We start from the raw sequence: 25801 nt of genomic DNA, 5'->3' as shown, positions 1-25801 counted from the left end.
CCTATGTCGCTAAATTTCCCGCTGTTGCTGGTCATCGCCGTTGCCGTTTGCGGACTCCTGGCGTTGCTCGATCTGGTGTTCTTCGCCCCGCGTCGGCGGGCGGCTATCGCGTCCTATCAGGGCAGCGTCAGCCAGCCCGATGTCGTGGTGATCGAGAAGCTGAACAAAGAGCCTTTGCTGGTTGAATACGGCAAATCGTTCTTTCCGGTGCTGTTCATCGTGCTGGTACTGCGTTCGTTCCTGGTGGAGCCGTTCCAGATTCCGTCGGGGTCGATGAAACCGACCCTGGACGTGGGCGACTTCATCCTGGTGAACAAGTTTTCCTACGGGATCCGCTTGCCGGTGATCGACAAGAAAGTCATCGAGATCGGTGACCCGCAGCGCGGCGACGTGATGGTGTTCCGCTACCCGAGCGATCCGAACGTCAACTACATCAAGCGTGTGGTCGGCCTGCCGGGTGACGTGATTCGCTACACCAGCGACAAGCGCCTGTTCATCAACGGTGAGTCGGTGGCCGAGAAGCTGCTGGGCGCCGAGCCGAACACCCTGGGCAGCGCTGAGCTGTATCAGGAAAAACTCGGTGCGGTGGAGCACGAAATCCGCAAGGAAATGAGCCGCTACCGCGCAATGCCCGATGGCGAATGGAAAGTGCCGGCCGGGCACTATTTCATGATGGGCGACAACCGCGACAACTCCAACGACAGCCGCTATTGGGATGACCCCACCATTCCCAAGGACCTGCTGGGCATGGTTCCCGACCAGAATATCGTCGGCAAGGCCTTCGCGGTCTGGATGAGCTGGCCGGAACCCAAGCTCAGCCACCTGCCGAACTTCTCGCGGGTCGGGCTGATCAAGTAATACAGACGGCGCTGTGATCACAGCGCCGAATGCTTTTCTGGGGCTGGGACAATTTCCGGCCTCATGCAGCACCAATCAGGATTTGAATTTGAACACTGCGTCAATCGTCGATGGCCGCCGGTGCCACCAAACAGATATGGGTAAACCGTGAGCGTTTCTCTAAGCCGTCTCGAGCACCTGCTCGGCTACACCTTCAAGGACCAGGAACTGATGGTCCTTGCCCTCACACACCGCAGTTTTGCTGGGCGTAACAACGAACGCCTGGAATTCCTCGGTGACGCCATCCTCAATTTCGTTGCCGGTGAAGCGCTCTTCGAACGCTTCCCGCAAGCCCGTGAAGGCCAGTTGTCGCGCTTGCGTGCGCGGCTGGTGAAGGGCGAGACCCTGGCCGTGCTGGCCCGTGGTTTTGGCCTGGGCGAGTACCTGCGCCTGGGCTCCGGTGAGTTGAAAAGCGGCGGTTTCCGTCGCGAGTCGATCCTGGCCGACGCCCTTGAAGCGCTGATCGGCGCCATCTATCTGGATGCGGGCATGGAAGCGGCCAAAGCGCGCGTCACCGCCTGGCTGACGTCCGAGATCGAAAGCCTGACCCTGGTCGACACCAACAAAGATCCCAAGACCCGCCTGCAGGAATTCCTGCAGTCCCGCGGGTGCGAACTGCCACGCTACGAAGTGGTGGATATCCAGGGTGAGCCCCATTGCCGCGTCTTTTTCGTGGAATGTGAAATCACCTTATTGAATGAAAAAAGCCGAGGTCAGGGTGTGAGCCGTCGTATTGCCGAACAGGTAGCGGCCGCTGCAGCACTGATTGCCCTGGGCGTGGAGAATGGCCATGACTGATTCAACCGCAACACGCTGTGGCTATGTCGCCATCGTCGGCCGTCCCAACGTGGGCAAGTCCACGCTGCTCAACCACATCCTCGGCCAGAAGCTTGCGATCACCTCGCGCAAGCCGCAGACCACCCGCCACAACATGCTGGGCATCAAGACCGAAGGCGCCGTACAAGCGGTCTACGTCGACACCCCGGGCATGCACAAAGGTGGCGAGAAAGCCCTGAACCGCTACATGAACAAGACCGCCTCGGCCGCGTTGAAAGACGTCGACGTGGTGATCTTCGTGGTCGACCGCACCAAGTGGACCGACGAAGACCAGATGGTTCTCGAACGTGTGCAATATGTCACCGGCCCATTGATCGTCGCGCTGAACAAGACCGACCGCATCGAAGACAAAGCCGAGCTGATGCCGCACCTGAGCTGGCTGCAGGAACAACTGCCGAATGCCCAGATCATGCCGATCTCGGCCCAGCACGGGCACAACCTCGAAGCCCTGGAGCGCGTGATCGCCGGCTACCTGCCGGAGAACGAGCACTTCTTCCCGGAAGACCAGATCACCGACCGCAGCAGCCGTTTCCTCGCCGCCGAACTGGTACGCGAGAAAATCATGCGCCAGATGGGCGCCGAGCTGCCGTACCAGATCACCGTCGAAATCGAAGAGTTCAAGCAGCAGGGCAAAACCCTGCATATCCATGCGCTGATCCTCGTCGAACGTGACGGCCAGAAGAAAATCATCATTGGCGACAAGGGCGAGCGCATCAAGCGCATCGGCACCGAAGCGCGCAAGGACATGGAATTGCTGTTCGATTCCAAGATCATGCTGAACCTGTGGGTGAAGGTGAAGGGTGGCTGGTCCGATGATGAGCGCGCATTGCGCTCCCTGGGTTACGGCGACCTGTAAGAACACCGCAGGGCAAAAAATGTGGGAGGGGGCTTGCCCCCGATAGCAGAGTGTCAGTCACTAAATATTTTGACTGAGCCACCGCCATCGGGGGCAAGCCCCCTCCCACATTAGGTTTGTGTCGTTTTCACTAGTGCATTCCAGCAACGAGAACCCATGTCCTCAACCCCGCCTCCCAGCCAGCCCGCTTACGTGCTGCACAGCCGCGCCTACCGCGAGACCAGCGCCTTGGTGGACTTCCTCACGCCCCAAGGTCGCCTGCGCGCGGTGTTGCGCAGTGCGCGGGGCAAGGCGGGCACGTTGGCGCGGCCATTCGTGGCGCTGGACGTGGAGTTTCGTGGCAAGGGCGAGCTGAAAAACGTCGGCCGACTGGAAAGCGTCGGCAACTCTGCCTGGCTCAATGGCGAAGCGCTGTTCAGTGGCCTCTATCTCAATGAATTGCTGATCCGCCTGCTGCCGGCCGAAGACCCGCACCCGGCGGTCTTCGATCACTATGCCGCGACGCTGCTGGCCCTGGCCGAAGGCCGCCCGCTGGAGCCGCTGTTGCGCGCGTTCGAATGGCGCCTGCTCGACGACCTCGGCTATGGCTTCGAACTGAGTAACGACCTGCATGGCGAACCCATTGCCGCCGACGGCATGTATCGTCTGCAGGTCGACGCCGGCCTGGAGCGTGTGTACCTGCTGCAACCCGGCCTGTTCCAGGGCACCGAGCTGCTGGCCATGAGCGAGGCCGACTGGAGCGCCCCCGGCGCCTTGTCCGCCGCCAAGCGCCTGATGCGCCAGGCCCTGGCCGTGCATCTGGGCGGGCGGCCGCTGGTCAGTCGCGAGTTGTTTCGAAAGCCCTGACAACCCCGTGTATGCTGTGCAGCGTTTCTTTCCCCTTTTCAGGAGCGCTTCCGTGACCACCAGCAATCGCATTCTTCTCGGCGTCAATATCGACCACGTCGCCACGCTGCGCCAGGCCCGGGGCACCCGTTACCCAGACCCGGTCAAAGCCGCGCTGGACGCCGAAGAAGCGGGCGCCGACGGCATCACCGTACACCTGCGCGAAGACCGCCGTCACATCCAGGAGCGCGACGTGCTGCTGCTCAAGGACGTGCTGCAAACCCGCATGAACTTCGAAATGGGCGTCACCGAAGAAATGATGGCGTTCGCCGAGCGCATCCGCCCGGCGCATATCTGCCTGGTGCCGGAGACCCGTCAGGAACTGACCACCGAAGGCGGCCTCGACGTGGCCGGCCAGGAAGCGCGGATCAAGGCTGCGGTGGAGCGTCTGTCGCAGATCGGCAGCGAAGTCTCGCTGTTCATCGACGCCGACGAGCGCCAGATCGAAGCCGCGCACCGGGTCGGTGCGCCGGCCATCGAATTGCACACCGGGCGTTATGCCGATGCGACCACGCCGAGCGAAGTCGCCGCCGAGTTGCAGCGCATTATCGACGGCGTGGCCCAAGGTCTGCGTGAAGGCCTGATCGTCAACGCCGGCCATGGCCTGCATTACCACAACGTCGAAGCCGTGGCGGCGATCAAGGGCATCAACGAGCTGAACATCGGCCACGCGCTGGTGGCGCATGCGCTGTTCGTCGGTTTCAAAGGTGCGGTCGCCGAGATGAAGGCCCTGATCCTGGCCGCTGCCAAGGCCTGAAACAACAGCGAAGATCCAATGTGGGAGGGGGCTTGCCCCCGATAGCGATGTGTCAGTCAACTCATCTATAGCTGACCCACCGCAATCGGGAGCAAGCCCCCTCCCACATCAGTCCTCGGTGTTTTTGGCATGCGGCAATGCGAAGTCTTACTGTTTAGCCGTCGCAGGTGTATCGTATCTGCCCTTTGCAGGCCCTCGGCCCGCAGCAGATACGTGAGGTTGTTGTGTCCCGATCCTTTTCCCGTCGACAAATCCTGGGTGGTCTTGCCGGCCTGGCCGTAGTGGGCGTCGGTGCCGGTGGCGGCTACCGCTACTGGCTGGGGAAAGTCGCCGAGGCCGAGGCGGGACACGACTACGAACTGATCGCCGCGCCCCTCGATGTGGAACTGGTGCCGGGGCACAAGACCCAAGCCTGGGCGTTCGGCCCGTCGGCCCCCGGCACCGAACTGCGCGTGCGCCAGGGCGAATGGCTGCGGGTGCGTTTCATCAACCACCTGCCGGTCGCCACCACCATCCATTGGCATGGCATCCGCCTGCCGCTGGAAATGGACGGCGTGCCCTACGTCTCGCAATTGCCGGTGTTGCCCGGCGAATACTTCGACTACAAGTTCCGCGTGCCCGACGCCGGCAGCTACTGGTATCACCCCCATGTGAACAGCAGCGAAGAACTCGGCCGTGGCCTGGTCGGCCCGCTGATCGTGGAAGAGCGCGAACCCACCGGTTTCAAGCACGAACGCACCCTCAGCCTGAAAAGCTGGCACGTCGACGAAGAGGGCGCCTTTGTCGCCTTCAGCGTGCCCCGTGAAGCGGCGCGTGGCGGTACGGCCGGGCGCCTGTCGACCATCAATGGCGTGGCCCAGGCGGTGATCGATTTGCCGGCCGGGCAGATCACCCGTGTGCGCTTGCTCAACCTCGACAACACGCTGACCTATCGCCTCAATATTCCCGACGCCGACGCGCAGATCTATGCGCTGGACGGCAACCCCATCGAGCCGCGCCCCTTGGGCAAGGAATACTGGCTCGGCCCGGGCATGCGCCTCTGCCTGGCGATCAAGGCCCCGCCGGCGGGCGAAGAATTGTCGATCCGCAACGGCCCGGTGCGCCTGGGCACGTTCCGTTCGGTGGCCAACGCCGACGCGCCGAGCGCATGGCCGCCGGCGCTGCCCGCCAATCCGATCAGCGAGCCGGACCTGGCCAACGCCGAGAAACTCAACTTCAATTTCGAATGGGTCGGTTCGGTGTCGGTCAACGTCGACAACGGCAAACCGCCGAGCCTGTGGCAGATCAACGGCCAGGCCTGGGACATCACCGACAAGGCCTGCGCCGACCGCCCGATTGCCAGGCTGGAGAAGGGCAAGAGCTACATCTTCGAACTGAAAAACATGACCCAATACCAGCACCCGATCCACCTGCACGGCATGAGCTTCAAGGTGATCGCTTCGAACCGCCACACGGTGATTCCGTACTTCACCGACACCTACCTGCTGGGCAAGAACGAACGTGCCCGCGTCGCGCTGGTGGCGGATAACCCGGGCGTGTGGATGTTCCACTGCCATGTGATCGACCACATGGAAACCGGCCTGATGGCCGCCATCGAGGTAGCGTGATGCGCCAGTTTCGCCCCACGGCGATCATCGACCGCAGCCGCGACCAGGACTTCATGCGCGAAGCCCTGGCCCTGGCGGCACAGGGCGCGGCGTTGGGCGAAGTGCCGGTGGGCGCGGTGCTGGTGCAGGACGGTGTGATCATCGGCCGTGGCTTCAATTGCCCAATCAGCGGCAACGACCCCAGCGCCCATGCCGAAATGGTCGCCATCCGCGCCGCCGCCCAGGCGCTGAGCAACTATCGCCTGCCCGGCAGCACGCTGTATGTGACGCTGGAACCGTGCAGCATGTGCGCGGGCCTGATCGTGCATTCGCGCATTGCGCGGGTGGTCTACGGCGCACTGGAGCCGAAGGCGGGGATTGTGCAAAGCCAAGGGCAGTTTTTTACCCAGGGTTTTCTCAACCATCGGGTGCTGTTTGAAGGCGGGGTACTGGCCGAGGAATGCGGGACGGTGTTGAGCGAGTTCTTCAAGGCCCGCCGGGCCAAACCAGCCCTCTAAAGAACACTGATGACCAAATGTGGGAGGGGGCTTGCCCCCGATGGCGGTGGGTCAGTTATAGATAAGCTGACTGACACACTGCTATCGGGGGCAAGCCCCCTCCCACATTTTTGATCTCCATTTTTTCAGGGAGATTGGGGTCACTTCCTGGCGATGATCACCGCCCGCATCGGCGCCGGCAGCCCTTCGATGGTCTTGCTGTGATCGTCCGGGTCGAGGAAGTCACTCAGCGACTGATACTTCATCCACTCCGTCCCCCGCTGTTCTTCAACCGTGGTCACGCTCACATCCACACAGCGCACCTCACTGAACCCGGCCCGGCGCAGCCACAGCATCAACGCCGGCACCGATGGCAGGAACCATACGTTGCGCATCTGCGCGTAGCGGTCTTCCGGCACCAGCACCTGTTGCTGATCGCCTTCGATCACCAGCGTTTCCAGCACCAGTTCACCGCCTTTGACCAGGCAGTCTTTCAGCGCCAGCAAATGCTCGATCGGTGAGCGACGGTGGTAGAACACGCCCATGGAAAACACAGTGTCGAAGCCTTCCAGGTTCGCCGGCAAGTCCTCGAACGGGAACGGCAGGTGCCAGGCGTTCGGCGCCGACAGGTAACGTTGCACCGCCTGGAACTGGCAGAAGAACAGCCAGTTCGGGTCCACGCCGATCACACTGTCGGCACCGGCGCCGAGCATGCGCCACATGTAATACCCATTGCCGCAGCCTACATCGAGAATGCGCTTGCCCTTCAGGTCCAGGTGCGGCGCGACCCGCGACCACTTCCAGTCCGAACGCCATTCGGTGTCCACATGCACGCCGAACAAGTGGAACGGGCCCTTGCGCCACGGGCACAGGCCCATCAATGCGCTGTGCATCTGCGCGCGCGTGGCGTCGTCGCAATCGCTGTCGAGGGTCAGGCCATTGAGCAAATCGACTTCGCTGGGCTGGATCTTCGGCAATGCATCCAGCGCGCTCTGCCAGCGCTCCAGGTCGCCATGCCCCTTTTCCATCTTGCTATCGAGTTGCGCTTGCAGGCCCTGGGCCCACACGGCCAGGGGAGTGCCGACCAGATGGCGGGCGAGGGGGGACAGATCAATCATGGCAAGGCAATCAACGAGGCAAAGTTAAGACACTGGAACCACGGCACGACTTTCGAGAACCCGGCTGCCAGCAGGCGTTCGCGGTGTTCTTCGAGGCTGTCGGGCTTCATGACGTTTTCGATGGCGCTGCGCTTCTGGGCGATTTCCAGCTCGCTGTAGCCGTTGGCGCGTTTGAACGCGATGTGCAGGTCGGTGAGCAGCGCGTGTTCTTCAAGGTCATTGAAGCGCAGCTTTTCCGAGAGGATCAGCGCACCGCCGGGCAACAACGCCTGGCGGATGCGCCCGAGCAACGCCAGGCGCTGATCGGGGGCGATGAATTGCAGGGTGAAGTTCAGCGCCACCACCGAGGCCGGCTGGAACTGCAGCGCGAGGATATCGCCCTCGATCACCTGGACCGGCAGCAACTCCTGGAACATCGAGTCCTGGCCATTGAGGTACTCGCGGCAGCGCTCGACCATCGCCGTCGAATTATCCACCGCGATGACGTGGCAGCCGTCGGTACGCACGTGGCGGCGCAACGCCTGGGTGACCGCGCCGAGGGAGGACCCCAGGTCGTACAGCACACTGTTGGGCTGGGCGAACTGCGCGGCGAGCACGCCGAGGTTTTCGACGATGGTCGGATAACCGGGCACCGAGCGCTTGATCATGTCCGGGAACACCCGCACCACGTCTTCGTTAAAGGCGAAGTCCGGCACCTGGGGCAGGGGCTGGGCGAATAGGCGATCGGGTTCTTTGCTCACGGTTGTTCCGGCGACGAGGGGGGAAAGGCGGGCATTTTAGCCAAGTTGCTCCTTGGATGCGCGGGTTGTCTGATGGAACGCCGAGGCGGTGATGCCCCATTGGCCGAGCCAGTAAGTGGCGATCAGCAGATACGGCGCCGCGTCGAAGCTCAGCACAAAGCGATTGATACCGATCAGCGTGTCGGAAACCACAAACGATACGGCCCCCGCCGCCGCCAGTAGCGCCGAACGCTTGGGCACCGCGCTGCCCAGTCGCGCCAGCGCCCGCCAGAGCATCGCGCTGATCACCAAGGCGTAGACCACCACCGGAATCAGCAAGTCGCCGAGGCCATGGGCGATCAGGATGCTCAGCAGCATCGCGCCGACGCCCAGCGCCAGCACCAACGGCAGCCATGCCAAGCGTCGGCAGTCGCTGAAATAGGCTTTGAGGTACGCCAGGTGCGCGCACAGAAACGCGCCCAGGCCAAAGATAAACAAGTCGCCCGGCCACGCCAGCAACACATCGCCGACCAGGGAGAAAATCAGCCCCAGGCTGATCCAGCGTCGATAGTCGCTCGGCGGCGCATCATGCAGCCAGCCCAGCAGCGCCAGCACCGGCAACGGTTTGACCAGCAGGCACAGTAACGCCGCGTGGACGGTCAGGCCGTAGATAAAGGTGCCGGCGCCCATCAACGCAAGAATCAGCCATGGCATATCAGTTCACCGTGATGGCGCAGTCGAAGGTCTCGGCCGGTTCGGCTTCCGGTTCCCAGGGTTGCTGGGAGGTCAGGCGCAAACGGCCCTGGCCGGCCGCAAAGGCCTGGAAGCGCCAGGTGGACTGGCCGCCGCCGCCGATCACGCCGGATTCCGTGCTGCTGTAGACCTCGGGCCCCAGGGCGCGCAGCACGCCGCCGGCGGAATCCTGGATGGCCCAGCGGTAGCCGGTGGTGGGGTTGCTTGGCAGGGTCAGGATCAGGTTTTGTCCGTTTTTGAGCTGGAGCGGGCAGGCGCTCTGTTTTTCCACGCTGACGTTTTGCTGCGGGGCACTGGCGCACGCGGCCAGCAGGGCAAGGCTCAAGGGGAGAAGCAGGCGGGCAGCGGTCATGAAGACTCCGTTGATGTGCGACGAAGGGCGAGCATAACCGAAGATGCGACAGGGTGTGACAAGAGGGCGGCGACGGACGCCATCGCGCGCAAGCCCGCTCCCACATCTTGGCCGCCTTCCAAAGGATGTACTCGGTCAAGTGTGGGAGCGGGCTTGCGCGCGATGACGCCCGCCCAAGCGCTAAAGGACGATCAGAACAGCACCTTGGCCACATCCGCAAAGCGCTTGGCGAAGTGGACGGTCATCCCTTCCTTCAGATACTCCGGCAATTCCTCAAAGCTGCCGCGATTCGGCTCCGGCAAGATCAACTCGTGAATCTTCTGGCGCCGCGCCGCGATCACCTTCTCACGCACCCCGCCAATCGGCAGGACATGCCCGGTCAGCGTCAGCTCGCCGGTCATGGCCACGCCTTTCTTCGGTGGCTGGTTGCGCGCCAGCGACAACAGCGCACTGGCCATGGTCACGCCAGCGCTGGGGCCGTCCTTCGGCGTGGCGCCTTCGGGGACGTGCAGGTGGACGAAGGCTTCATCGAAGAACTTCGGATCACCGCCAAACGATTTCAGGTTGGAGCTGACGTAGCTGTAGGCGATTTCAGCGGATTCTTTCATCACCTCACCCAACTGCCCGGTGAGCTTGAAGCCGCGATTGAGCGTGTGGATGCGGGTCGCCTCGATCGGCAGGGTCGCGCCGCCCATGCTGGTCCAGGCCAGGCCGGTGATCACGCCGACGCCAGACAGCACTTGTTCGTTGCGGAACACCGGGATGCCCAGGGAGCTTTCCAGGTCCTTGGTGCCGATCTTTATCACCGCGTCCGGCTCATCCAGCAGCTTGACCACCGCCTTGCGTACCAGCTTGCCCAGTTGTTTCTCCAACTGGCGCACCCCGGCTTCGCGGGCGTAGCCGTCGATCAATGCGCGCAGGGCGCCGTCGCTGATGGTCAGGCTGTTTTTCGACACGCCGGCTTTTTCCAACTGCTTAGGCCACAGGTGGCGCTTGGCCGATGGCGACTTTCTCTTCGGTGATATAGCCCGACAGGCGAATCACTTCCATGCGGTCCAGCAGGGGGCCGGGGATCGAGTCGAGGGTGTTGGCGGTACACACGAACAGCACTTTCGACAGGTCCAGGCGCAGATCCAGGTAGTGGTCGAGGAATTCGACGTTCTGTTCCGGGTCGAGGGTTTCCAGCAGCGCCGAAGCCGGGTCGCCCTGGAAGCTCTGGCCCATCTTGTCGATCTCGTCGAGCATGATCACCGGGTTCATCACTTCCACATCTTTGAGCGCCTGCACCAGCTTGCCGGGCAGGGCGCCGATGTAGGTGCGGCGATGACCCTTGATCTCGGCCTCGTCGCGCATGCCGCCGACGCTGAAGCGATAGAACGGCCGCCCGAGGGATTCGGCAATCGATTTACCCACGCTGGTCTTGCCCACGCCCGGCGGGCCGACCAGCAGCACGATGGAACCGGCGACTTCGCCTTTATAAGCGCCCACCGCGAGGAATTCGAGGATACGACTCTTGATGTCGTCCAGCCCGGCATGGTGTTTGTCCAGGACCTTGCGCGCATGTTTCAGGTCGAGCTTGTCCTTGCCGTACACGCCCCACGGCACCGAGGTTGCCCAGTCCAGGTAGTTGCGCGTCACCGCGTATTCCGGCGAACCGGTTTCGAGGATCGACAGTTTGTTCAGTTCTTCATCGATGCGTTTCTGCGCCTGGGCTGGCAGCACTTTGCCTTCCAGGCGCTGTTCGAACTGTTCGACGTCGGCGCTGCGGTCGTCCTTGGTCAGGCCCAGCTCCTGCTGGATGACCTTGAGCTGTTCCTTGAGGAAGAATTCGCGCTGGTGCTCGCCGATCTTGCGGTTCACCTCGGCGGAGAGTTCTTTTTGCAGGCGCGCGACTTCAACTTCCTTGCGCAGCATCGGCAGGACTTTTTCCATGCGTTTGAGCATGGGCACGCAGTCCAGCACTTCCTGCAACTCATTGCCGGTGGCGGAGGTGAGGGCGGCGGCGAAGTCGGTCAGCGGCGACGGGTCGTTGGGGCTGAAGCGGTTGAGGTAGTTCTTCAACTCTTCGCTGTACAGCGGGTTGAGCGGCAGCAGTTCCTTGATCGCATTGATCAGCGCCATGCCGTAGGCCTTGACCTCATCGGTCGGCTCGGTCGGCTGGTGCGGGTATTCGACTTCCACCAGGTACGGTGGGCGATGGTGCTTGAGCCAGGTGCGAATCCGCACGCGGGTCAGGCCCTGGGCGACGAATTGCAGTTTGCCGTTTTCGCGGCTGGCGTGGTGGACCTTGACCAGGGTGCCGTACAGCGGCAGCGCGGAGGTGTCGAAATGCCGCGGGTCTTCGGGCGGCGTGTCCATGAAGAACAGGGCCAGGGAGTGATGGTCGGATTTGCTCACCAACTCCAGGGTTTCGGCCCACGGCTCTTCATTGACGATCACCGGCAATACTTGCGCCGGGAAGAACGGTCGATTGTGAATCGGGATGATGTAGACCTTGTCCGGCAGGTTCTGCCCAGGCAGGGCCAGGCCGGTATTGGACGAGTGAACCTCGGCGTTTTCAGGGTCGGCGTATTCGTTGGCGTCGTAATCGGGGGTATCTTGCTGGTCGCTCATGGGGCACCTGCATCAGGAAGTATGCAAGTTAGATGGGGCGGGCCAGCGGCGGTTTCAATGGCGGGGGCTAGATAGCAACATATTGCATGAAATTACTGCAGAGACTCGGTCAAGGTGGGAGGGGGCTTGCTCCCACAAGGTTAACCGCATGCCGTCAGCTGATTTTGTGCAGGTAGGCGGGCAGGGGCTGTTCCGGCAACACCGACAATACCTTCAACCGCTGCAACATCCGCTGCCGCGCCCGTTGCAGGTGCTCGCGCAGGTTCAACGCCGCCGCATCGAACGCGCCGTGCAGCAACAATTCAAGGATCAAGCGGTGTTCGGCGAGCATCGCCGGGTCGGCGCCGATCCCCAGCAAGCGATAGAAAATCCGACTGATGATCATCGGGCTCTGGCCCTGGCGGATCAGCGCGGCGATCTTGCGGTTCTGCAGGCCGGCGAGGCAGCGTTGGTGCAAGTCTTCTTCGATCTGCTCGATGGCTTCCAGGCTGCACTGCGGGCTGTCCTGGGCGTCGAGCACGCGTTGCAACATGGCTTCGAGCAGCGCGCGGTCAAGGTTCGGCGCGCTCTGGCGCAGCGCTTCAGGCTCCAGGCAGGCGCGCAGTTCGTAGTCTTCGGTGACTTCCCGCGCCGTCAACGGCCCGGCCAGCCATTGGGAGTAGGGCTCTTTTTCCACCAGGCCACGGTCGCGCAGACGCATCAGCGCTTCACGCACCACTGCGCGGCTGACGCCATAGTGGTCGGCGGCGGCTTGCTCATCCAGGCGATAATGGCCAAAGGCTATGCAGGTGGACAGCGCCGCGCCGATTTCCTCGACGATCCGCTCGCCCAACGGCCGTGTATCCACCAACTCGTCCTCGTCGTTCAGGCCCAGGTGCGCAGCGCTCAGCGGCAGGCGCAGCGGTTCCATGGCCACGCCCTCGGGGTTGATCAGGTAACCGCGCCCGTTGAAACGGCAGATCAACCCTTCGGCATGCAGCAGGTCCAGCGCCTTGCGCACCGGCACGCGGCTGGTGCCGAACAATTCGGCCAGCGGCGCTTCGAGCAGGACCAAGCCGTGGCGGGCGGTGCCGTTGACGATCGCGTCACGCAAAAGCTGGTGAATCATCGCGTAACGGGAGGCCGAGGCGGACACTGCTTTCATCGTGTTCTCTGAGGTAAAGAGGTCTGGTGTATGTAGGACGAAGCCGGGGATTCTCTCATAGATGCGCCTGTCACTCCGCGCCACGTCGGTGGCACTTTTTTGGGGCCTTGAATCTAGGACTGTTACTTTTCTGCACTAAAATGTACTTATTAATAAAAGATACATTATTGGCTTGGGCGTGCGTTGCAGAGTCCGCACCAGGCTTTTTTGCTTCCTACAAAACCATCTAGCCCGGCGCTCTGGTCGATAAAGCGCAACCGCGGGAAAAGCCATCGACACAGACTGGCACGAAAGCTGCCTTTATTAAATGTACATTTTATTAATATGTACGTTTTATGAGGGTCAACCTGATGTCAGACGCCACTTCAATGGCCGAGGATTTCGCCAGCGGTCGCAGCGACCCGGTGCAAGCCCTCGAACAGGCGCTCGACCACGCGAGCCGCGCGGCCGCGGTGTTTATCACCCTGACCGCCGACCGCGCCCGCCGCGAAGCCGAAGCCGCCGCCGCCCGGTGGCGCGCCGGCCAGCCCTTGAGTGTGTTCGACGGCGTGCCCCTGGCCTGGAAAGACCTGTTCGACGTGGCCGGCAGCGTCACCACCGCCGGCGCCGCCTACCGCCGCGACGCGCCCGCCGCCTTGCTCGATGCGCCGAGCGTGGGCCTGTTGTGCCGCGCCGGGATGGTCAGCGTGGGCAAGACCAACCTCAGCGAGCTGGCCTATTCCGGCCTTGGCCTGAACCCGCATTTCGGCACGCCGCACAACCCCCATGGGCGTGACCAGTCGCGGATTCCCGGCGGTTCGTCGTCCGGTTCGGCGGTGGCCGTCGCCGCCGGCATCGTGCCCATCGCCATGGGCACCGACACCGCTGGTTCGATCCGCATCCCCGCCGCCTTCAACGGCCTGGTCGGTTACCGCAGCAGCAGTCGGCGCTACAGCCGCGACGGTGTGTTCCCGCTGGCCCGCACCCTCGACAGCCTCGGCCCGCTGACCCGCAGCGTGCGTGATGCGCTGGCCATCGACGACCTGCTCAACGGCCGCCGGCAAACCCACCGCGCCCGCAGCCTCAAGGGCCTGCGCCTGGTGCTTGAGCAACGCCTGCTGGATGACGTGCAACCGGCGGTGCGCAACAACCTGCTGCGCGCCGTCGAGCAACTCAACGCCGCCGGCGCGCTGATCGACGTGCGCCCGTGCGCCACTTTCCAGGCCACCCTGGAACTGATCCAGCAGCAAGGCTGGCTCGGCGCGTTCGAAGCCTTCGCCCTGCACGAAGCGCTGCTCGACAGCCCCGACGCCGCTCGGCTCGACCCGCGTGTCCGGCGCCGCCTCGAAGCGGCGCGGTCGCTGCCGGCCAGCCGCCTGCTCCAACTGATCGACGCGCGTCGCCGCCTGCAACAGCAACTGGTCGACGAACTCGACGGCGCCCTGTTGATCACCCCGACCGTCGCCCATGTCGCCCCGGCGCTGGCAGCGCTGGAAGTCGACGACGAACGCTTTGCAAGCACCAACCTCGCCACCCTGCGCCTGACCATGCCCGGCAGTTTGCTCGACATGCCCGGCGTCAGCTTGCCCAGCGGCTGCGACGCCCTGGGCTTGCCCACCGGGCTGCTGCTCAGCGCCCCGACGGGCGAAGACGCACGCCTGTTGCGGGCGGCGCTGTCCGTCGAATCCCAACTGACTATCTAAGGAGACACCCCCATGGCTAAAGACATCCTCTGTGCATTCGGCGTCGACGTTGACGCCGTCGCCGGCTGGCTCGGTTCCTACGGCGGCGAAGACTCGCCCGACGACATTTCCCGCGGCCTGTTCGCCGGTGAAATCGGCACGCCGCGCCTGCTCAAACTGTTCGAGCGCTACGGCCTGCGCACCACCTGGTTCATCCCCGGCCACTCGATGGAAACTTTTCCCGCGCAGATGAAGGCGGTGGCCGACGCCGGTCACGAAATCGGCGTACACGGCTACAGCCACGAAAACCCGATCGCGATGACCGCCGAGCAGGAAGAAATCGTGCTCGACAAGTCCATCGAACTGATCACCCAAGTGACGGGCAAACGTCCGACCGGCTACGTCGCACCGTGGTGGGAATTCAGCAAGGTCACCAACGAGCTGCTGCTGAAAAAAGGCATCAAGTACGACCACAGCCTGATGCACAACGACTTCCACCCCTACTACGTGCGCAAGGGCGACAGCTGGACCAAGATCGACTACAGCCAGCACCCCGACACCTGGATGAAACCCCTGGTACGCGGCGAAGAAACCGACCTGGTGGAGATCCCGGCCAACTGGTACCTCGACGACCTGCCGCCGATGATGTTCATCAAAAAGGCGCCCAACAGCCACGGCTTCGTCAACCCGCGTCACCTCGAAGAAATGTGGCGCGACCAGTTCGACTGGGTCTACCGCGAACACGAACACGCGGTGTTCACCATGACCATCCACCCCGACGTGTCCGGCCGCCCGCAAGTGCTGCTGATGCTCGAACGCTTGATCGAACACATCCAGAGCCATGCCGGCGTGCGCTTCGTCACCTTCGACGAAATCGCCGATGACTTTATCCGTCGGCAACCGCGTACCTGATCCCCACCCCTTGTAGGAGCGAGCTTGCTCGCGAAAAACCTGAGAACGCCGCGTGCATCCAGGATGCCCGCGTCATCGTTGATGATTTTCGCGAGCAAGCTCGCTCCTACAAGATGGGTTCAAACCGCGTAGCTGATCCCCCACCTTTGAGGCGCGATTCATGTCCATCTACAACAAGCTTGACCTGACTGGCTGGAAACCCCGGCAACTGACGTCCCAGGAAGTGCGCTTCGCCACCTGGATCGCGTTTTTCGCCTGGGTGTTTGCGGTGTACGACTTCATCCTGTTCGGCACGTTGCTGCCGGAGATCGGCCGGCACTTCGGCTGGGGCGAGGTGGAGCAAGCTGAAATCGCGACCTGGGTGGCGGTGGGCACGGCGGTGGTGGCGTTTGCCATTGGCCCCGTCGTCGACAAGTTGGGGCGACGCAAAGGGATCATCTTCACCGTGGCCGGTTCCGCAGTGTGCTCGGCGCTGACCGCGATCGGTGGGGCGTGGGGCAAGTCGCCGCTGATTCTGATCCGTTCGTTGGGCGGTCTGGGCTATGCCGAGGAAACCGTCAACGCCACGTATTTGAGCGAGCTGTATGGCGCCTCGGAAGACCCCCGACTGACCAAGCGTCGCGGGTTTATCTACAGCCTGGTGCAGGGCGGCTGGCCGGTCGGTGCTTTGATTGCCGCCGGTTTGACCGCGCTGTTGCTGCCGATCATCGGCTGGCAGGGGTGCTTCATTTTTGCTGCGATCCCGGCCATCGTGATTGCGATCATGGCGCGCAAGCTCAAGGAGAGCCCGCAGTTCCAGATCCACCAGCGCATCAGCGAGCTGCGTAAAAGCGGCGCGGTGAGTGAAGCGCAAAACGTTGCCGTGACCTATGGCGTGGACTACGACGAGCACAGCAAAGCCGGCCTCAAAGCCGCCTTCCGAGGCCCGGCCCGCCGCGCCACCCTGGTGATCGGCGCCGCGCTGTTGCTCAACTGGGCGGCGATCCAGGTGTTCAGCGTGCTCGGCACGTCGGTGATCGTCAGCGTTCACCACATCTCGTTCGAGAACTCGCTGATCATCCTCGTGCTGTCGAACCTGGTGGGTTACTGCGGTTACCTCAGCCACGGCTGGATGGGCGACAAGATCGGCCGCCGCAATGTCATCGGCCTGGGCTGGATGCTCGGCGGGCTATCGTTCGCCGGGATGCTGTTCGGCCCGAGCAACATGGCGATGGTGGTCGGGCTGTACAGCCTGGGCCTGTTCTTCCTGATCGGGCCGTATTCGGCGGCGTTGTTTTTTATCAGCGAAAGTTTCCCCACCAGCATCCGCGCCACCGGCGGCGCGATCATCCATGCCATGGGCCCGATCGGTGCGGTGGTCGCGGGGTTCGGCGCGACGCAAGTGTTGTCCGCCGGCAGCGACTGGCAGACCGCCGCCCTGTGGTTCGGCGCCGTGCCGTGCTTTTTGTCCGGCGTGCTGATGTTCGCCGCACGCCATGTGCGCCCGGAAACCGTGCAGTAAGGAGTGTTCGATGAACCGTAAAGTTGCCTTGATTACCGGTGCCGCCAGCGGCATCGGCCAAGCCCTCGCCGTGGCCTATGCGCGTTGCGGCGTGGCCGTGGTGGGCGGGTATTACCCGGCCGATCCCCATGACCCGCGCACCACCGTGTCCTTGGTGGAGCAAGCGGGCGGCGAGTGCCTGATGCTACCGCTGGACGTCGGCGACAGCGCCTCGGTGGACGCCTTGGCGGCCCAGGCCGTGCAGCATTTTGGCCGCCTCGATTACGCGGTGGCCAATGCTGGTCTGCTGCGTCGGGCGCCGCTGCTGGAAATGACCGATCAGGTGTGGGACGAAATGCTCAATGTCGACCTGACCGGGGTGATGCGTACCTTCCGCGCAGCGACCCGGCATATGCCCGCAGGCGGTGCGCTGGTGGCGATTTCGTCGATTGCCGGCGGCGTATATGGCTGGCAGGAACACAGCCATTACGCGGCGGCCAAGGCCGGTGTGCCGGGGTTGTGCCGCTCGCTGGCGGTGGAGCTGGCGCCGTTGGGGATTCGCTGCAATGCGGTGATCCCGGGCTTGATCGAGACGCCGCAATCGCTGGATGCGCAGAACTCCCTCGGGCCGCAAGGCCTGGCCAAGGCGGCGCGGGCGATTCCGCTGGGCCGGGTGGGCAGGGCGGATGAAGTGGCCTCGCTGGTGCAGTTTTTGACCAGTGACGCGTCGAGCTATTTGACCGGGCAAAGCATCGTCATCGACGGTGGCCTGACCGTGCGCTGGCCCGACTGACCCCACCTGGGTACTGTGTTTTTTCAGGAGTTTGTGTATGCCTCAACTGACTAACCGCCGCGCCGTGATCACCGGCGCCGGCAGCGGCATCGGTGCCGCCATCGCCCGTGCCTATGCCGCTGAAGGCGCGCGCCTGCTGCTGGCCGACCGCAATGCCGTCAGCCTCGCCGAAACCGCCGTCACCTGCCGCAACCTCGGCGCGCAAGTGTTCGAGTGCCTGGCCGATGTCGGCACCGTCGAAGGCGCCCAGGCCAGTGTCGACCGTTGCGTCGAACATTTCGGCGGCATCGATATCCTGGTCAACAACGCCGGCATGCTCACCCAGGCGCGCTGCGTCGACCTTACGATCGAAATGTGGAACGACATGCTGCGCGTCGACCTCACCAGCGTCTTCGTCGCCAGCCAGCGCGCCTTGCCGCACATGCTGGCGCAGGGCTGGGGACGGATCATCAACGTCGCCTCGCAACTGGGGATCAAGGGCGGCGCCGAGCTGACCCACTACGCCGCGGCCAAGGCCGGGGTGATTGGCTTTACCAAATCCCTGGCGCTGGAAGTCGCCAAGGACAACGTGCTGGTCAACGCCATCGCGCCGGGGCCCATCGAAACGCCGCTGGTGGGCGGCATCAGCGACACCTGGAAGCGCGCCAAGGCCGCCGAACTGCCCCTGGGCCGCTTCGGCCTGGCCGACGAAGTGGCGCCGACCGCCGTGCTGCTGGCCAGCGAGCCGGGCGGCAACCTGTTCGTCGGCCAGACCCTGGGCCCGAACTCCGGCGATGTCATGCCATGAGCGGGGTATAGCCATGTGCGGACTCTGCGGGCTGCTCGGCGAAGACCTGCACTGGAGCGACCCCCTGGGCGACGAGTTGCCCCGGCGCCGCGAACGCCTGCGCCGGATCGCCGCGATCAACCAGGTGCTGGCGGTGTTCCGGCTCAAGGTCGAAGACTTCCAGGGCGCGTCGTACCTGCTGCTCGGCGCGACCGGCAAGCAGGCGTTGGCCAGCGGCCTGGATCAACTCTGGCAAGCGGCCGAAACCATGCTCGGGCGCCAGCTGGACCCCCTCGACCCGCAACTACTCGATCACTTGGAATGCCCCCTGTAGGAGCGAGCTTGCTCGCGAAAAGCCCGAGAGCGCCGCGTGCATCCAGGATGCCCGCGTCATCGTTGACGATTTTCGCGAGCAAGCTCGCTCCTACAAGGGGCGGAGGTAACATATGAGTATTGCCCTCAACGTCATCACCGGCTTCCTCGGCAGTGGCAAGACCAGCTTGCTCACGCGCCTGCTGCAGGGCGAGAGCCTTGGCGACACGGCGCTGCTGATCAATGAGTTCGGCGACGTCGGCATCGACCACCTGCTGGTGGAAGAGGTGGCCTTCAAGCGGGTGATCCTGGAAACCACCGGCCTGGCCGACCCGGCGCCATCCTCGCGACCCTCAACAACGACGTGCAACTGCGCGGGCGTGTTCATATCGGCCTGGATCAACTCTGGCAAGCGGCCGAAACCATGCTCGGGCGCCAGCTGGACCCCCTCGACCCGCAACTACTCGATCACTTGGAATGCCCCCTGTAGGAGCGAGCTTGCTCGCGAAAAGCCCGAGAACGCCGCGTGCATCCAGGATGCCCGCGTCATCGTTGACGATTTTCGCGAGCAAGCTCGCTCCTACAAGGGGCGGAGGTAACATATGAGTATTGCCCTCAACGTCATCACCGGCTTCCTCGGCAGTGGCAAGACCAGCTTGCTCACGCGCCTGCTGCAGGGCGAGAGCCTCGGCGACACGGCGCTGCTGATCAATGAGTTCGGCGACGTCGGCATCGACCACCTGCTGGTGGAAGAGGTGGCGCCGGACACGGTGCTGCTGCCCGGCGGCTGCGTGTGCTGCTCGATTCGCGGCGAACTCAAAGACGCATTGCTCAGCCTGCGGCGCCGATCCTCGCGACCCTCAACAACGACGTGCAACTGCGCGGGCGTGTTCATATCGGCCTGGATCAACTCTGGCAAGCGGCCGAAACCATGCTCGGGCGCCAGTTGGACCCCCTCGACCCGCAACTACTCGATCACTTGGAATGCCCCTTGTAGGAGCGAGCTTGCTCGCGAAAAGCCCGAGAGCGCCGCGTGCATCCAGGATGCCCGCGTCATCGTTGATGATTTTCGCGAGCAAGCTCGCTCCTACAAGGGGCGGAGGTAACATATGGGTATTGCCCTCAACGTCATCACCGGCTTCCTCGGCAGCGGCAAGACCAGCTTGCTCACGCGCCTGCTGCAGGGCGAGAGCCTTGGCGACACGGCGCTGCTGATCAATGAGTTCGGCGACGTCGGCATCGACCACCTGCTGGTGGAAGAGGTGGCCTTCAAGCGGGTGATCCTGGAAACCACCGGCCTGGCCGACCCGGCGCCGATCCTCGCGACCCTCAACAACGACGTGCAACTGCGCGGGCGTGTTCATATCGGCCTGGATCAACTCTGGCAAGCGGCCGAAACCATACTCGGGCGCCAGCTGGATCCCCTCGACCCGCAACTACTCGATCACTTGGAATGCCCCCTGTAGGAGCGAGCTTGCTCGCGAAAAGCCCGAGAACGCCGCGTGCATCCAGGATGCCCGCGTCATCGTTGACGATTTTCGCGAGCAAGCTCGCTCCTACAAGGGGCGGAGGTAACATATGAGTATTGCCCTCAACGTCATCACCGGCTTCCTCGGCAGTGGCAAGACCAGCTTGCTCACGCGCCTGCTGCAGGGCGAGAGCCTCGGCGACACGGCGCTGCTGATCAATGAGTTCGGCGACGTCGGCATCGACCACCTGCTGGTGGAAGAGGTGGCGCCGGACACGGTGCTGCTGCCCGGCGGCTGCGTGTGCTGCTCGATTCGCGGCGAACTCAAAGACGCATTGCTCAGCCTGCGGCGCCGATCCTCGCGACCCTCAACAACGACGTGCAACTGCGCGGGCGTGTTCATATCGGCCTGGATCAACTCTGGCAAGCGGCCGAAACCATGCTCGGGCGCCAGCTGGACCCCCTCGACCGCAACTACTCGATCACTTGGAATGCCCCTTGTAGGAGCGAGCTTGCTCGCGAAAAGCCCGAGAACGCCGCGTGCATCCAGGATGCCCGCGTCATCGTTGATGATTTTCGCGAGCAAGCTCGCTCCTACAGGGGGCGGAGGTAACATATGAGTATTGCCCTCAACGTCATCACCGGCTTCCTCGGCAGTGGCAAGACCAGCTTGCTCACGCGCCTGCTGCAGGGCGAGAGCCTTGGCGACACGGCGCTGCTGATCAATGAGTTCGGCGACGTCGGCATCGACCACCTGCTGGTGGAAGAGGTGGCGCCGGACACGGTGCTGCTGCCCGGCGGCTGCGTGTGCTGCTCGATTCGCGGCGAACTCAAAGACGCATTGCTCAGCCTGTTGCAACGCCGCGAGCGCGGCGAGATCCCGGCCTTCAAGCGGGTGATCCTGGAAACCACCGGCCTGGCCGACCCGGCGCCGATCCTCGCGACCCTCAACAACGACGTGCAACTGCGCGGGCGTGTTCATATCGGCCTGGTCATCACCTTGGTCGACGCCAGCCACGCGGCCCTGCAGGAACGCCTGCACCCGGAATGGCTGGCCCAGGTGGCGGCGGCGGATCGCTTGCTGCTGAGCAAGACCGACCTTGTGGACGACTGCACGCCGCTGCGCCTGCACCTGCAGGCGCTGAACGCGGGCACGCCGATCCTTGATAGTCGCGACATCCACAGCGGCGATCAACTGCTGCTCGGCGCAGGTCTGCGCAGCGCCGAACCGGCCGCCGAAGTCAGGCGCTGGCAACTGCACCGGACCACCACCGCCCGCCACGGCGCCGCGCAAGTCTGCTGCCTGAGCTTCGACCGGCCGCTGGATTGGGTCGGTTTCGGAGTGTGGTTGTCGATGCTGTTAAGATGCCATGGCGAACGAATCCTTCGCGTCAAAGGACTGCTCAACGTGAACGCAAGCTCGGCCCCCATCGTCATTCATGGTGTGCAGCACTGCCTGCATGCGCCGGTCCACCTGCCAGCGTGGCCGGGCAGCGACCGCCAATCGCGCCTGGTGTTTATCCTGCGCGGCCTCGACCCGGTGCTACTGCGCCGCTCGTTTGAGGCGTTTTCACGGCGGTTCGCGGCATGATCACCTTAAGAGTCCTCGGTACGTCGGTGACCTTGCTCGAATGCTTGCGCGTGCGGGCCGAACAGGAACTGGGCATTCGCCTGGTGTACCAGGTGCATGACGTCGAACAGGCCCAGCGCATCGCCGTGATGCAGCCCGACAGCTACGACCTGTACGACCAGTGGTTCCACAACGTCGACTTCGTATGGCCCGCCCGCGCGATCCAACCCATCGACACGCGGCGCATCGCCTTGTGGCACGAGATCAACGACCTGCCCAAGCGCGGTCGCCTGTCGCCCAGCGACCGCCTGGGCAGTGGCAGCGTGCCCAGCGAGCGGCTGTTTGTGCAGCACGATGGTAGCCTCGGCAGCACGGTCACCGAACGCATCAGCATGTTGCCGCTGACCCACAACGCCGACAGCTTCGCCTACCGCCCCGAGCGCCTGCCCGAGGCGTTCAGCCGCAGCAACGAAAGCTGGGGCTGGCTGCTCGACCCGCTGTTGCGCGCGCGCACCGCGTTGCAAAGTGACGCGGCCATCGGCGCGCTCGATGCCGCGTTGGCGGTGCAGGGCGCCGGGCTGGCGAGGTTCAGGGACATCGGCAACATGAGCATCGAAGAGATCGACGTGCTCGCCGATATCCTGGTGCGCAAGCAGAAGGAAGGGCACTTCGCGGCGTTCTGGTCCGACGATGAAGAAGCCGCGCAATTGATGCTCAGCCCGAACATCGATATCCAGAGCCTGTGGTCGCCGACCCTGATGCGCCTGCATCGCGCCGGGGTGAAGTACCGCCTGGCGGTGCCGCGTGAAGGCTATCGCGCCTGGTTCGGCGGCCTGTCGTTGTCGCGCCATGCCCAGGGCCCGGTGCTCGACGCGGCTTATGCGTACCTCAATTGGTGGTTGTCCGGCTGGCCGGGCGCGGTGATGGCACGCCAGGGTTACTACATCGGCAACCCGGCACGCAGCCGCGATCACTTGACCAGCGCCGAATGGGACTACTGGTACGCCGGCAAGCCCGCGCGCGAAGAGTTACCGGGCAGCGACGGCCTGCCGCTGATCGATATCGGCGAAGTGCGCGACGGCGGCTCCTATGAACAGCGCATGGGGCATATCGCGGTGTGGAATTCGGTGATGGATGAACACAACTACCTGGTGCGGCGCTGGGGGGATTTCATGCGCGCGCGAGGCTGATGCCAACCAAAAAAGGCGGCTACCTGTGAGGGTAGCCGCCTTTGTTTTGCTGCAGGTTTTGCTTAATCCGGCAGTTTGAACGCCATCACATAGTCACCCTGCTTGGTGCCCAGGGAGCCGTGACCGCCGGCCATGACCAGCACGTATTGCTTGCCGTCCTTGCCGGTGTAGGTCATCGGTGTGGTTTGCGCACCGGCTGGCAGGCGACCTTCCCACAGTTGCTTGCCGTTTTTCACGTCATAGGCACGCAGGTACTGGTCGAGGGTGCCGCTGAGGAAGGACACGCCACCGGCGGTGGTGAAAGTGCCGCCCAGGCTAGGCACGCCCATGGTCAGCGGGAGCGGAACCGGCGAGCTGTCGCGCACGGTGCCGTTCTTGTGCATCCAGATGGTTTTGTGGGTGGTCAGGTCGACCGCCGCCACATAACCCCACGCCGGTGCCTGGCACGGCAGGCCCATCGGCGACAGCATCGCTTCGAGGATCACGCCGTAGGGCGCGCCTTTGTTCGGCTGCACGCCTTGGGTTTCGCTGATGCGCGGGCCTTGCTTGGCAATGTCGGCGGCCGGGATCAGTTTCGATTTGAACGCCATGTAGTTCGGGTTCACGAACGCGATCTGGCGCACCGGGTCGACGGAAATGCCACCCCAGTCGAACACGCCGAAGTTACCCGGATAAACGATCGAACCTTGCAGCGAAGGCGGGGTGAACGCACCGTCGTAGCGCATGGATTTGAAATCGATGCGGCACAGCATCTGGTCGAACGGGGTCACGCCCCACATGTCGCGCTCTTTGAGCGGCGGTGGCATGAAGTTCAGATCAGACTTCGGTTGCGTCGGCGCGGTGTGATCGCCTGCGACTGCGCCTTGCGGCACGGCCACTTCGTGGATCGGCACCACCGGTTGGCCGGTGGCGCGGTCCAGCACGTAGATGCTGCCTTGTTTGGTCGACGCCATCACCGCTTGTTTCACGCCGGCTTCGGTCTTGATGTCGATCAGCGAAGGCTGGCCACCCACGTCCATGTCCCACAGGTCATGGTGGGTGAACTGGAAGGTCCACTTCACGTGGCCGCTGTCGATGTCCAGGGCGGTCAGGCCGGCGCTGTATTTTTCCGAGTCTTCGGTACGGTCGCCGCCGTATTGGTCGGGCATCTGGTTGCCCATCGGCAGGTAGAGCATGCCGAGTTTTTCATCCACAGAGAACATGGACCACATGTTCGGCGAGTTGCGGGTGTAGGTCTTGCCTTCGGCCAACGGGGTGGTGTCGTCCGGGTTGCCGCTGTCCCAGTTCCACACCAGCTTGCCGGTGTGGACGTCGAACGCGCGGATCACGCCGCTGGGCTCGTCGGTGGAGACGTTATCGGTGACGTGACCGCCGATCACCACCAGGTTTTTGGTCACCGCCGGTGGCGAAGTGGAGTAGTAACCGCCTGGGGCGAAGCTGCCGATATTGGCACGCAGGTCGACCTGGCCTTTGTCGCCGAAGTCTTCGCACATCTTGCCGGTGTCGGCGTTCAGGGCGATCAGGCGAGTGTCGGCGGTCGGCACGAAGATGCGTTTCGGGCAGGCGTTCGGCGCGGCAGCCGGGCTGGCGCTGCCGGTCGGGCTCTGTTCGGAGGCGTAGGCGGCGTCATCGTGATACGACACGCCACGGCAGGTCATGTGCGCCCAACCCTTGAAGTTTGCGGCACCTTCGGTGCTGATCTTCGGGTCGAAACGCCAGATTTCCTTGCCGGTATCCGGGTCCAGGGCAATCACCTGGCTGTGCGGGGTACACACGTAGAGCATGCCGTTGACTTTCAGCGGGGTGTTTTCCGCGGTGGTCTCGCCCGGGTCGTTCGGGCCTGGGATGTCGCCGGTGCGGTAGGTCCACGCTGGAACCAGTTTGTGGGCGTTTTCCGGGGTGATCTGCGCCAGAGGCGAGTAGCGATCGCCGTAGGCCGAACGGCCGTAGGAATTCCAGTCGCCATCGGCCTGGGTCGGCGCGGCGCTGGCCATGCCCGGTACTGCGTCGCGGTCCAGTTGGCCTTTGATTTCACCCGGGTGGGTGAATTGGCTGGCCACGGCGGCAGCGCCGGCCAGGACCACGGCCACGCTCAGCGCGCCGGTGCCCAGTGGTGCCGATTGGCCACGCAGCAACGGACGGCGAAACCATGGGAGCAACATGACGATGCCCAGGGCGAACAGCAGTGCCAGGCGCGGCACCAACTGCCACCAGTCCAGGCCGACTTCCCACAGTGCCCACACGGTGCTGGCGAACAGTACCAGTGCGTATAGGCCCAGTGCGGCGCGGCGGGTGGCCAGCAGCAGAAGGCCGGTCAGGGTGATGCCGATACCGGCCAGCAGGTAGTACAGCGACCCGCCGAGCAGGCTCAGCTTGATACCGCCGGCCAGTAAGGCCAGGCCCATGATCAGCAGCAAGACGCCTAGCAGCCTGGGCAGTAGGCGGCTTGGGCTTGAGGCACCATCAGTGCTCATAGTGTGTTTCTCCGTGACGTTGGAATTATGTGTCCCCGTGTGTCTTCACTGTAGATGACGATTTGGCACGGGCTTGGTTCAGCGTGAGTCGGTTTTTCCTGGGGATAGCGGGGGGTATCCACAGGGGGGTGATTTATTTTTAGGCGCGGTCGGGTGTGAGA

21 protein-coding genes and 5 pseudogenes are annotated in these 25801 nt (G+C 63.6%); 19 read left to right on the top strand and 7 right to left on the bottom strand.

Annotated elements, in window-relative coordinates; genetic code table 11:
• The first annotated feature begins 3 nt into the window (after positions 1 to 3).
• The 7 genes from lepB (at position 4) to tadA (ending at position 6336) form a co-directional block, all read left to right on the top strand.
• Positions 4 to 858 (top strand): signal peptidase I, encoded by an 855-nt coding sequence (lepB, locus tag ACVWZP_RS14955; RefSeq protein WP_046384586.1) that lies wholly within the window; start codon positions 4 to 6, stop codon positions 856 to 858.
• A 147-nt stretch (positions 859 to 1005) separates the two neighbouring features.
• On the top strand, positions 1006 to 1695 hold the full coding sequence (gene rnc, locus ACVWZP_RS14950) for a ribonuclease III (protein ID WP_046384585.1): 690 nt from the start codon (positions 1006 to 1008) through the stop codon (positions 1693 to 1695).
• Positions 1688 to 2590 (top strand): GTPase Era, encoded by a 903-nt coding sequence (gene era, locus ACVWZP_RS14945; protein ID WP_003210432.1) that lies wholly within the window; start codon positions 1688 to 1690, stop codon positions 2588 to 2590. Before rnc ends, era begins: the two co-directional genes overlap by 8 nt.
• Before the next feature lie 156 nt (positions 2591 to 2746).
• A complete protein-coding gene (gene recO, locus ACVWZP_RS14940) occupies positions 2747 to 3436 on the top strand; it encodes a DNA repair protein RecO (RefSeq protein WP_017844545.1) in 690 nt (229 codons plus the stop codon).
• Positions 3437 to 3488: 52 nt separating this feature from the next.
• Positions 3489 to 4232 carry a pyridoxine 5'-phosphate synthase gene (pdxJ, locus tag ACVWZP_RS14935; protein WP_128191559.1) on the top strand — a complete coding sequence of 248 codons (744 nt, stop codon included), beginning with the start codon at positions 3489 to 3491 and terminating at the stop codon, positions 4230 to 4232.
• A 224-nt stretch (positions 4233 to 4456) separates the two neighbouring features.
• Entirely contained in the window at positions 4457 to 5839 is a 1383-nt protein-coding gene (locus ACVWZP_RS14930; RefSeq protein ID WP_102617542.1) for a multicopper oxidase family protein, read from the top strand.
• On the top strand, positions 5839 to 6336 hold the full coding sequence (tadA, locus tag ACVWZP_RS14925) for a tRNA adenosine(34) deaminase TadA (protein WP_046384584.1): 498 nt from the start codon (positions 5839 to 5841) through the stop codon (positions 6334 to 6336). The genes ACVWZP_RS14930 and tadA overlap by 1 nt, the downstream gene beginning before the upstream one ends.
• 140 nt (positions 6337 to 6476) lie before the next feature.
• On the opposite strand, the gene cmoB is transcribed toward tadA, so the two are convergent.
• The 6 genes and pseudogenes from cmoB to ACVWZP_RS14895 all read right to left on the bottom strand — a co-directional run bounded on the left by cmoB (position 6477) and on the right by ACVWZP_RS14895 (position 13014).
• Complete coding sequence (cmoB, locus tag ACVWZP_RS14920; RefSeq protein WP_046384583.1) at positions 6477 to 7433, bottom strand: tRNA 5-methoxyuridine(34)/uridine 5-oxyacetic acid(34) synthase CmoB; 957 nt, start codon at positions 7431 to 7433, stop codon at positions 6477 to 6479.
• Positions 7430 to 8173: a carboxy-S-adenosyl-L-methionine synthase CmoA gene (gene cmoA / locus ACVWZP_RS14915; RefSeq protein ID WP_017844550.1), complete on the bottom strand. Its 744-nt coding sequence runs from the start codon at positions 8171 to 8173 to the stop codon at positions 7430 to 7432. The genes cmoB and cmoA overlap by 4 nt, the downstream gene beginning before the upstream one ends.
• Positions 8174 to 8209: 36 nt before the next feature.
• Positions 8210 to 8866 carry a lysoplasmalogenase gene (locus tag ACVWZP_RS14910; RefSeq protein WP_046384582.1) on the bottom strand — a complete coding sequence of 219 codons (657 nt, stop codon included), beginning with the start codon at positions 8864 to 8866 and terminating at the stop codon, positions 8210 to 8212.
• Between the two features lies 1 nt (position 8867).
• Complete coding sequence (locus tag ACVWZP_RS14905) at positions 8868 to 9257, bottom strand: protease inhibitor I42 family protein (protein WP_017844552.1); 390 nt, start codon at positions 9255 to 9257, stop codon at positions 8868 to 8870.
• Positions 9258 to 9448: 191 nt separating this feature from the next.
• Positions 9449 to 11870 (bottom strand): annotated as a pseudogene (gene lon / locus ACVWZP_RS14900) (endopeptidase La).
• A gap of 154 nt (positions 11871 to 12024) precedes the next feature.
• On the bottom strand, positions 12025 to 13014 hold the full coding sequence (locus ACVWZP_RS14895; RefSeq protein ID WP_046384581.1) for a GntR family transcriptional regulator: 990 nt from the start codon (positions 13012 to 13014) through the stop codon (positions 12025 to 12027).
• A gap of 350 nt (positions 13015 to 13364) precedes the next feature.
• On the opposite strand from ACVWZP_RS14895, the gene ACVWZP_RS14890 reads away from it, so the two are divergent.
• The 12 genes and pseudogenes from ACVWZP_RS14890 (at position 13365) to ACVWZP_RS14835 (ending at position 23166) form a co-directional block, all read left to right on the top strand.
• On the top strand, positions 13365 to 14696 hold the full coding sequence (locus ACVWZP_RS14890) for an amidase (protein WP_457369890.1): 1332 nt from the start codon (positions 13365 to 13367) through the stop codon (positions 14694 to 14696).
• A gap of 12 nt (positions 14697 to 14708) precedes the next feature.
• Positions 14709 to 15587 (top strand): polysaccharide deacetylase family protein, encoded by an 879-nt coding sequence (locus tag ACVWZP_RS14885; RefSeq protein WP_046488589.1) that lies wholly within the window; start codon positions 14709 to 14711, stop codon positions 15585 to 15587.
• A gap of 160 nt (positions 15588 to 15747) precedes the next feature.
• Positions 15748 to 17088 (top strand): MFS transporter, encoded by a 1341-nt coding sequence (locus ACVWZP_RS14880; protein WP_017844557.1) that lies wholly within the window; start codon positions 15748 to 15750, stop codon positions 17086 to 17088.
• 10 nt (positions 17089 to 17098) lie between these two features.
• Positions 17099 to 17860 (top strand): SDR family NAD(P)-dependent oxidoreductase, encoded by a 762-nt coding sequence (locus ACVWZP_RS14875; protein ID WP_017844558.1) that lies wholly within the window; start codon positions 17099 to 17101, stop codon positions 17858 to 17860.
• Between the two features lie 37 nt (positions 17861 to 17897).
• A complete protein-coding gene (locus ACVWZP_RS14870) occupies positions 17898 to 18647 on the top strand; it encodes an SDR family NAD(P)-dependent oxidoreductase (RefSeq protein WP_017844559.1) in 750 nt (249 codons plus the stop codon).
• A gap of 13 nt (positions 18648 to 18660) precedes the next feature.
• A complete protein-coding gene (locus ACVWZP_RS14865; protein WP_017844560.1) occupies positions 18661 to 18960 on the top strand; it encodes a hypothetical protein in 300 nt (99 codons plus the stop codon).
• Between the two features lie 112 nt (positions 18961 to 19072).
• Positions 19073 to 19386: pseudogene (locus ACVWZP_RS14860) on the top strand (GTP-binding protein); the annotation flags it as partial.
• 154 nt (positions 19387 to 19540) lie between these two features.
• Positions 19541 to 19893, top strand: a pseudogene (locus ACVWZP_RS14855) (GTP-binding protein); the annotation flags it as partial.
• Between the two features lie 154 nt (positions 19894 to 20047).
• Positions 20048 to 20362 (top strand): annotated as a pseudogene (locus tag ACVWZP_RS14850) (GTP-binding protein); the annotation flags it as partial.
• 154 nt (positions 20363 to 20516) lie between these two features.
• Positions 20517 to 20869 (top strand): annotated as a pseudogene (locus ACVWZP_RS14845) (GTP-binding protein); the annotation flags it as partial.
• A gap of 153 nt (positions 20870 to 21022) precedes the next feature.
• Positions 21023 to 21997, top strand: coding sequence for a CobW family GTP-binding protein (locus tag ACVWZP_RS14840; RefSeq protein ID WP_046384577.1), 975 nt, complete (start codon positions 21023 to 21025; stop codon positions 21995 to 21997).
• Positions 21994 to 23166, top strand: coding sequence for an ABC transporter substrate-binding protein (locus ACVWZP_RS14835; protein WP_026139746.1), 1173 nt, complete (start codon positions 21994 to 21996; stop codon positions 23164 to 23166). Before ACVWZP_RS14840 ends, ACVWZP_RS14835 begins: the two co-directional genes overlap by 4 nt.
• Positions 23167 to 23228: 62 nt before the next feature.
• Here the strand turns inward: ACVWZP_RS14835 and ACVWZP_RS14830 are convergent, their stop codons facing one another.
• Positions 23229 to 25640 carry a glucose/quinate/shikimate family membrane-bound PQQ-dependent dehydrogenase gene (locus tag ACVWZP_RS14830; protein ID WP_046384576.1) on the bottom strand — a complete coding sequence of 804 codons (2412 nt, stop codon included), beginning with the start codon at positions 25638 to 25640 and terminating at the stop codon, positions 23229 to 23231.
• Positions 25641 to 25801: the final 161 nt, after the last annotated feature.

It is taken from the genome of Pseudomonas sp. TE36184 (genome assembly GCF_054060055.1).
Note: the sequence above shows the minus strand (reverse complement) of the source record. Positions and strands in the feature narration are given on the sequence as shown.

Bases quoted from the DNA above. Each gene is read 5' to 3' on its own strand.
- lepB (WP_046384586.1), top strand. From the start codon at position 4: ATGTCGCTAAATTTCCCGCTGTTGCTGGTCATCGCCGTTGCCGTTTGC.
- era (WP_003210432.1), top strand. From the start codon at position 1,688: ATGACTGATTCAACCGCAACACGCTGTGGCTATGTCGCCATCGTCGGC.
- recO (WP_017844545.1), top strand. From the start codon at position 2,747: ATGTCCTCAACCCCGCCTCCCAGCCAGCCCGCTTACGTGCTGCACAGC.
- tadA (WP_046384584.1), top strand. From the start codon at position 5,839: ATGCGCCAGTTTCGCCCCACGGCGATCATCGACCGCAGCCGCGACCAG.
- cmoB (WP_046384583.1), bottom strand. From the start codon at position 7,433: ATGATTGATCTGTCCCCCCTCGCCCGCCATCTGGTCGGCACTCCCCTG.
- ACVWZP_RS14910 (WP_046384582.1), bottom strand. From the start codon at position 8,866: ATGCCATGGCTGATTCTTGCGTTGATGGGCGCCGGCACCTTTATCTAC.
- ACVWZP_RS14905 (WP_017844552.1), bottom strand. From the start codon at position 9,257: ATGACCGCTGCCCGCCTGCTTCTCCCCTTGAGCCTTGCCCTGCTGGCC.
- ACVWZP_RS14895 (WP_046384581.1), bottom strand. From the start codon at position 13,014: ATGAAAGCAGTGTCCGCCTCGGCCTCCCGTTACGCGATGATTCACCAG.
- ACVWZP_RS14890 (WP_457369890.1), top strand. From the start codon at position 13,365: ATGTCAGACGCCACTTCAATGGCCGAGGATTTCGCCAGCGGTCGCAGC.
- ACVWZP_RS14885 (WP_046488589.1), top strand. From the start codon at position 14,709: ATGGCTAAAGACATCCTCTGTGCATTCGGCGTCGACGTTGACGCCGTC.
- ACVWZP_RS14880 (WP_017844557.1), top strand. From the start codon at position 15,748: ATGTCCATCTACAACAAGCTTGACCTGACTGGCTGGAAACCCCGGCAA.
- ACVWZP_RS14875 (WP_017844558.1), top strand. From the start codon at position 17,099: ATGAACCGTAAAGTTGCCTTGATTACCGGTGCCGCCAGCGGCATCGGC.
- ACVWZP_RS14870 (WP_017844559.1), top strand. From the start codon at position 17,898: ATGCCTCAACTGACTAACCGCCGCGCCGTGATCACCGGCGCCGGCAGC.
- ACVWZP_RS14865 (WP_017844560.1), top strand. From the start codon at position 18,661: ATGTGCGGACTCTGCGGGCTGCTCGGCGAAGACCTGCACTGGAGCGAC.
- ACVWZP_RS14840 (WP_046384577.1), top strand. From the start codon at position 21,023: ATGAGTATTGCCCTCAACGTCATCACCGGCTTCCTCGGCAGTGGCAAG.
- ACVWZP_RS14835 (WP_026139746.1), top strand. From the start codon at position 21,994: ATGATCACCTTAAGAGTCCTCGGTACGTCGGTGACCTTGCTCGAATGC.
- ACVWZP_RS14830 (WP_046384576.1), bottom strand. From the start codon at position 25,640: ATGAGCACTGATGGTGCCTCAAGCCCAAGCCGCCTACTGCCCAGGCTG.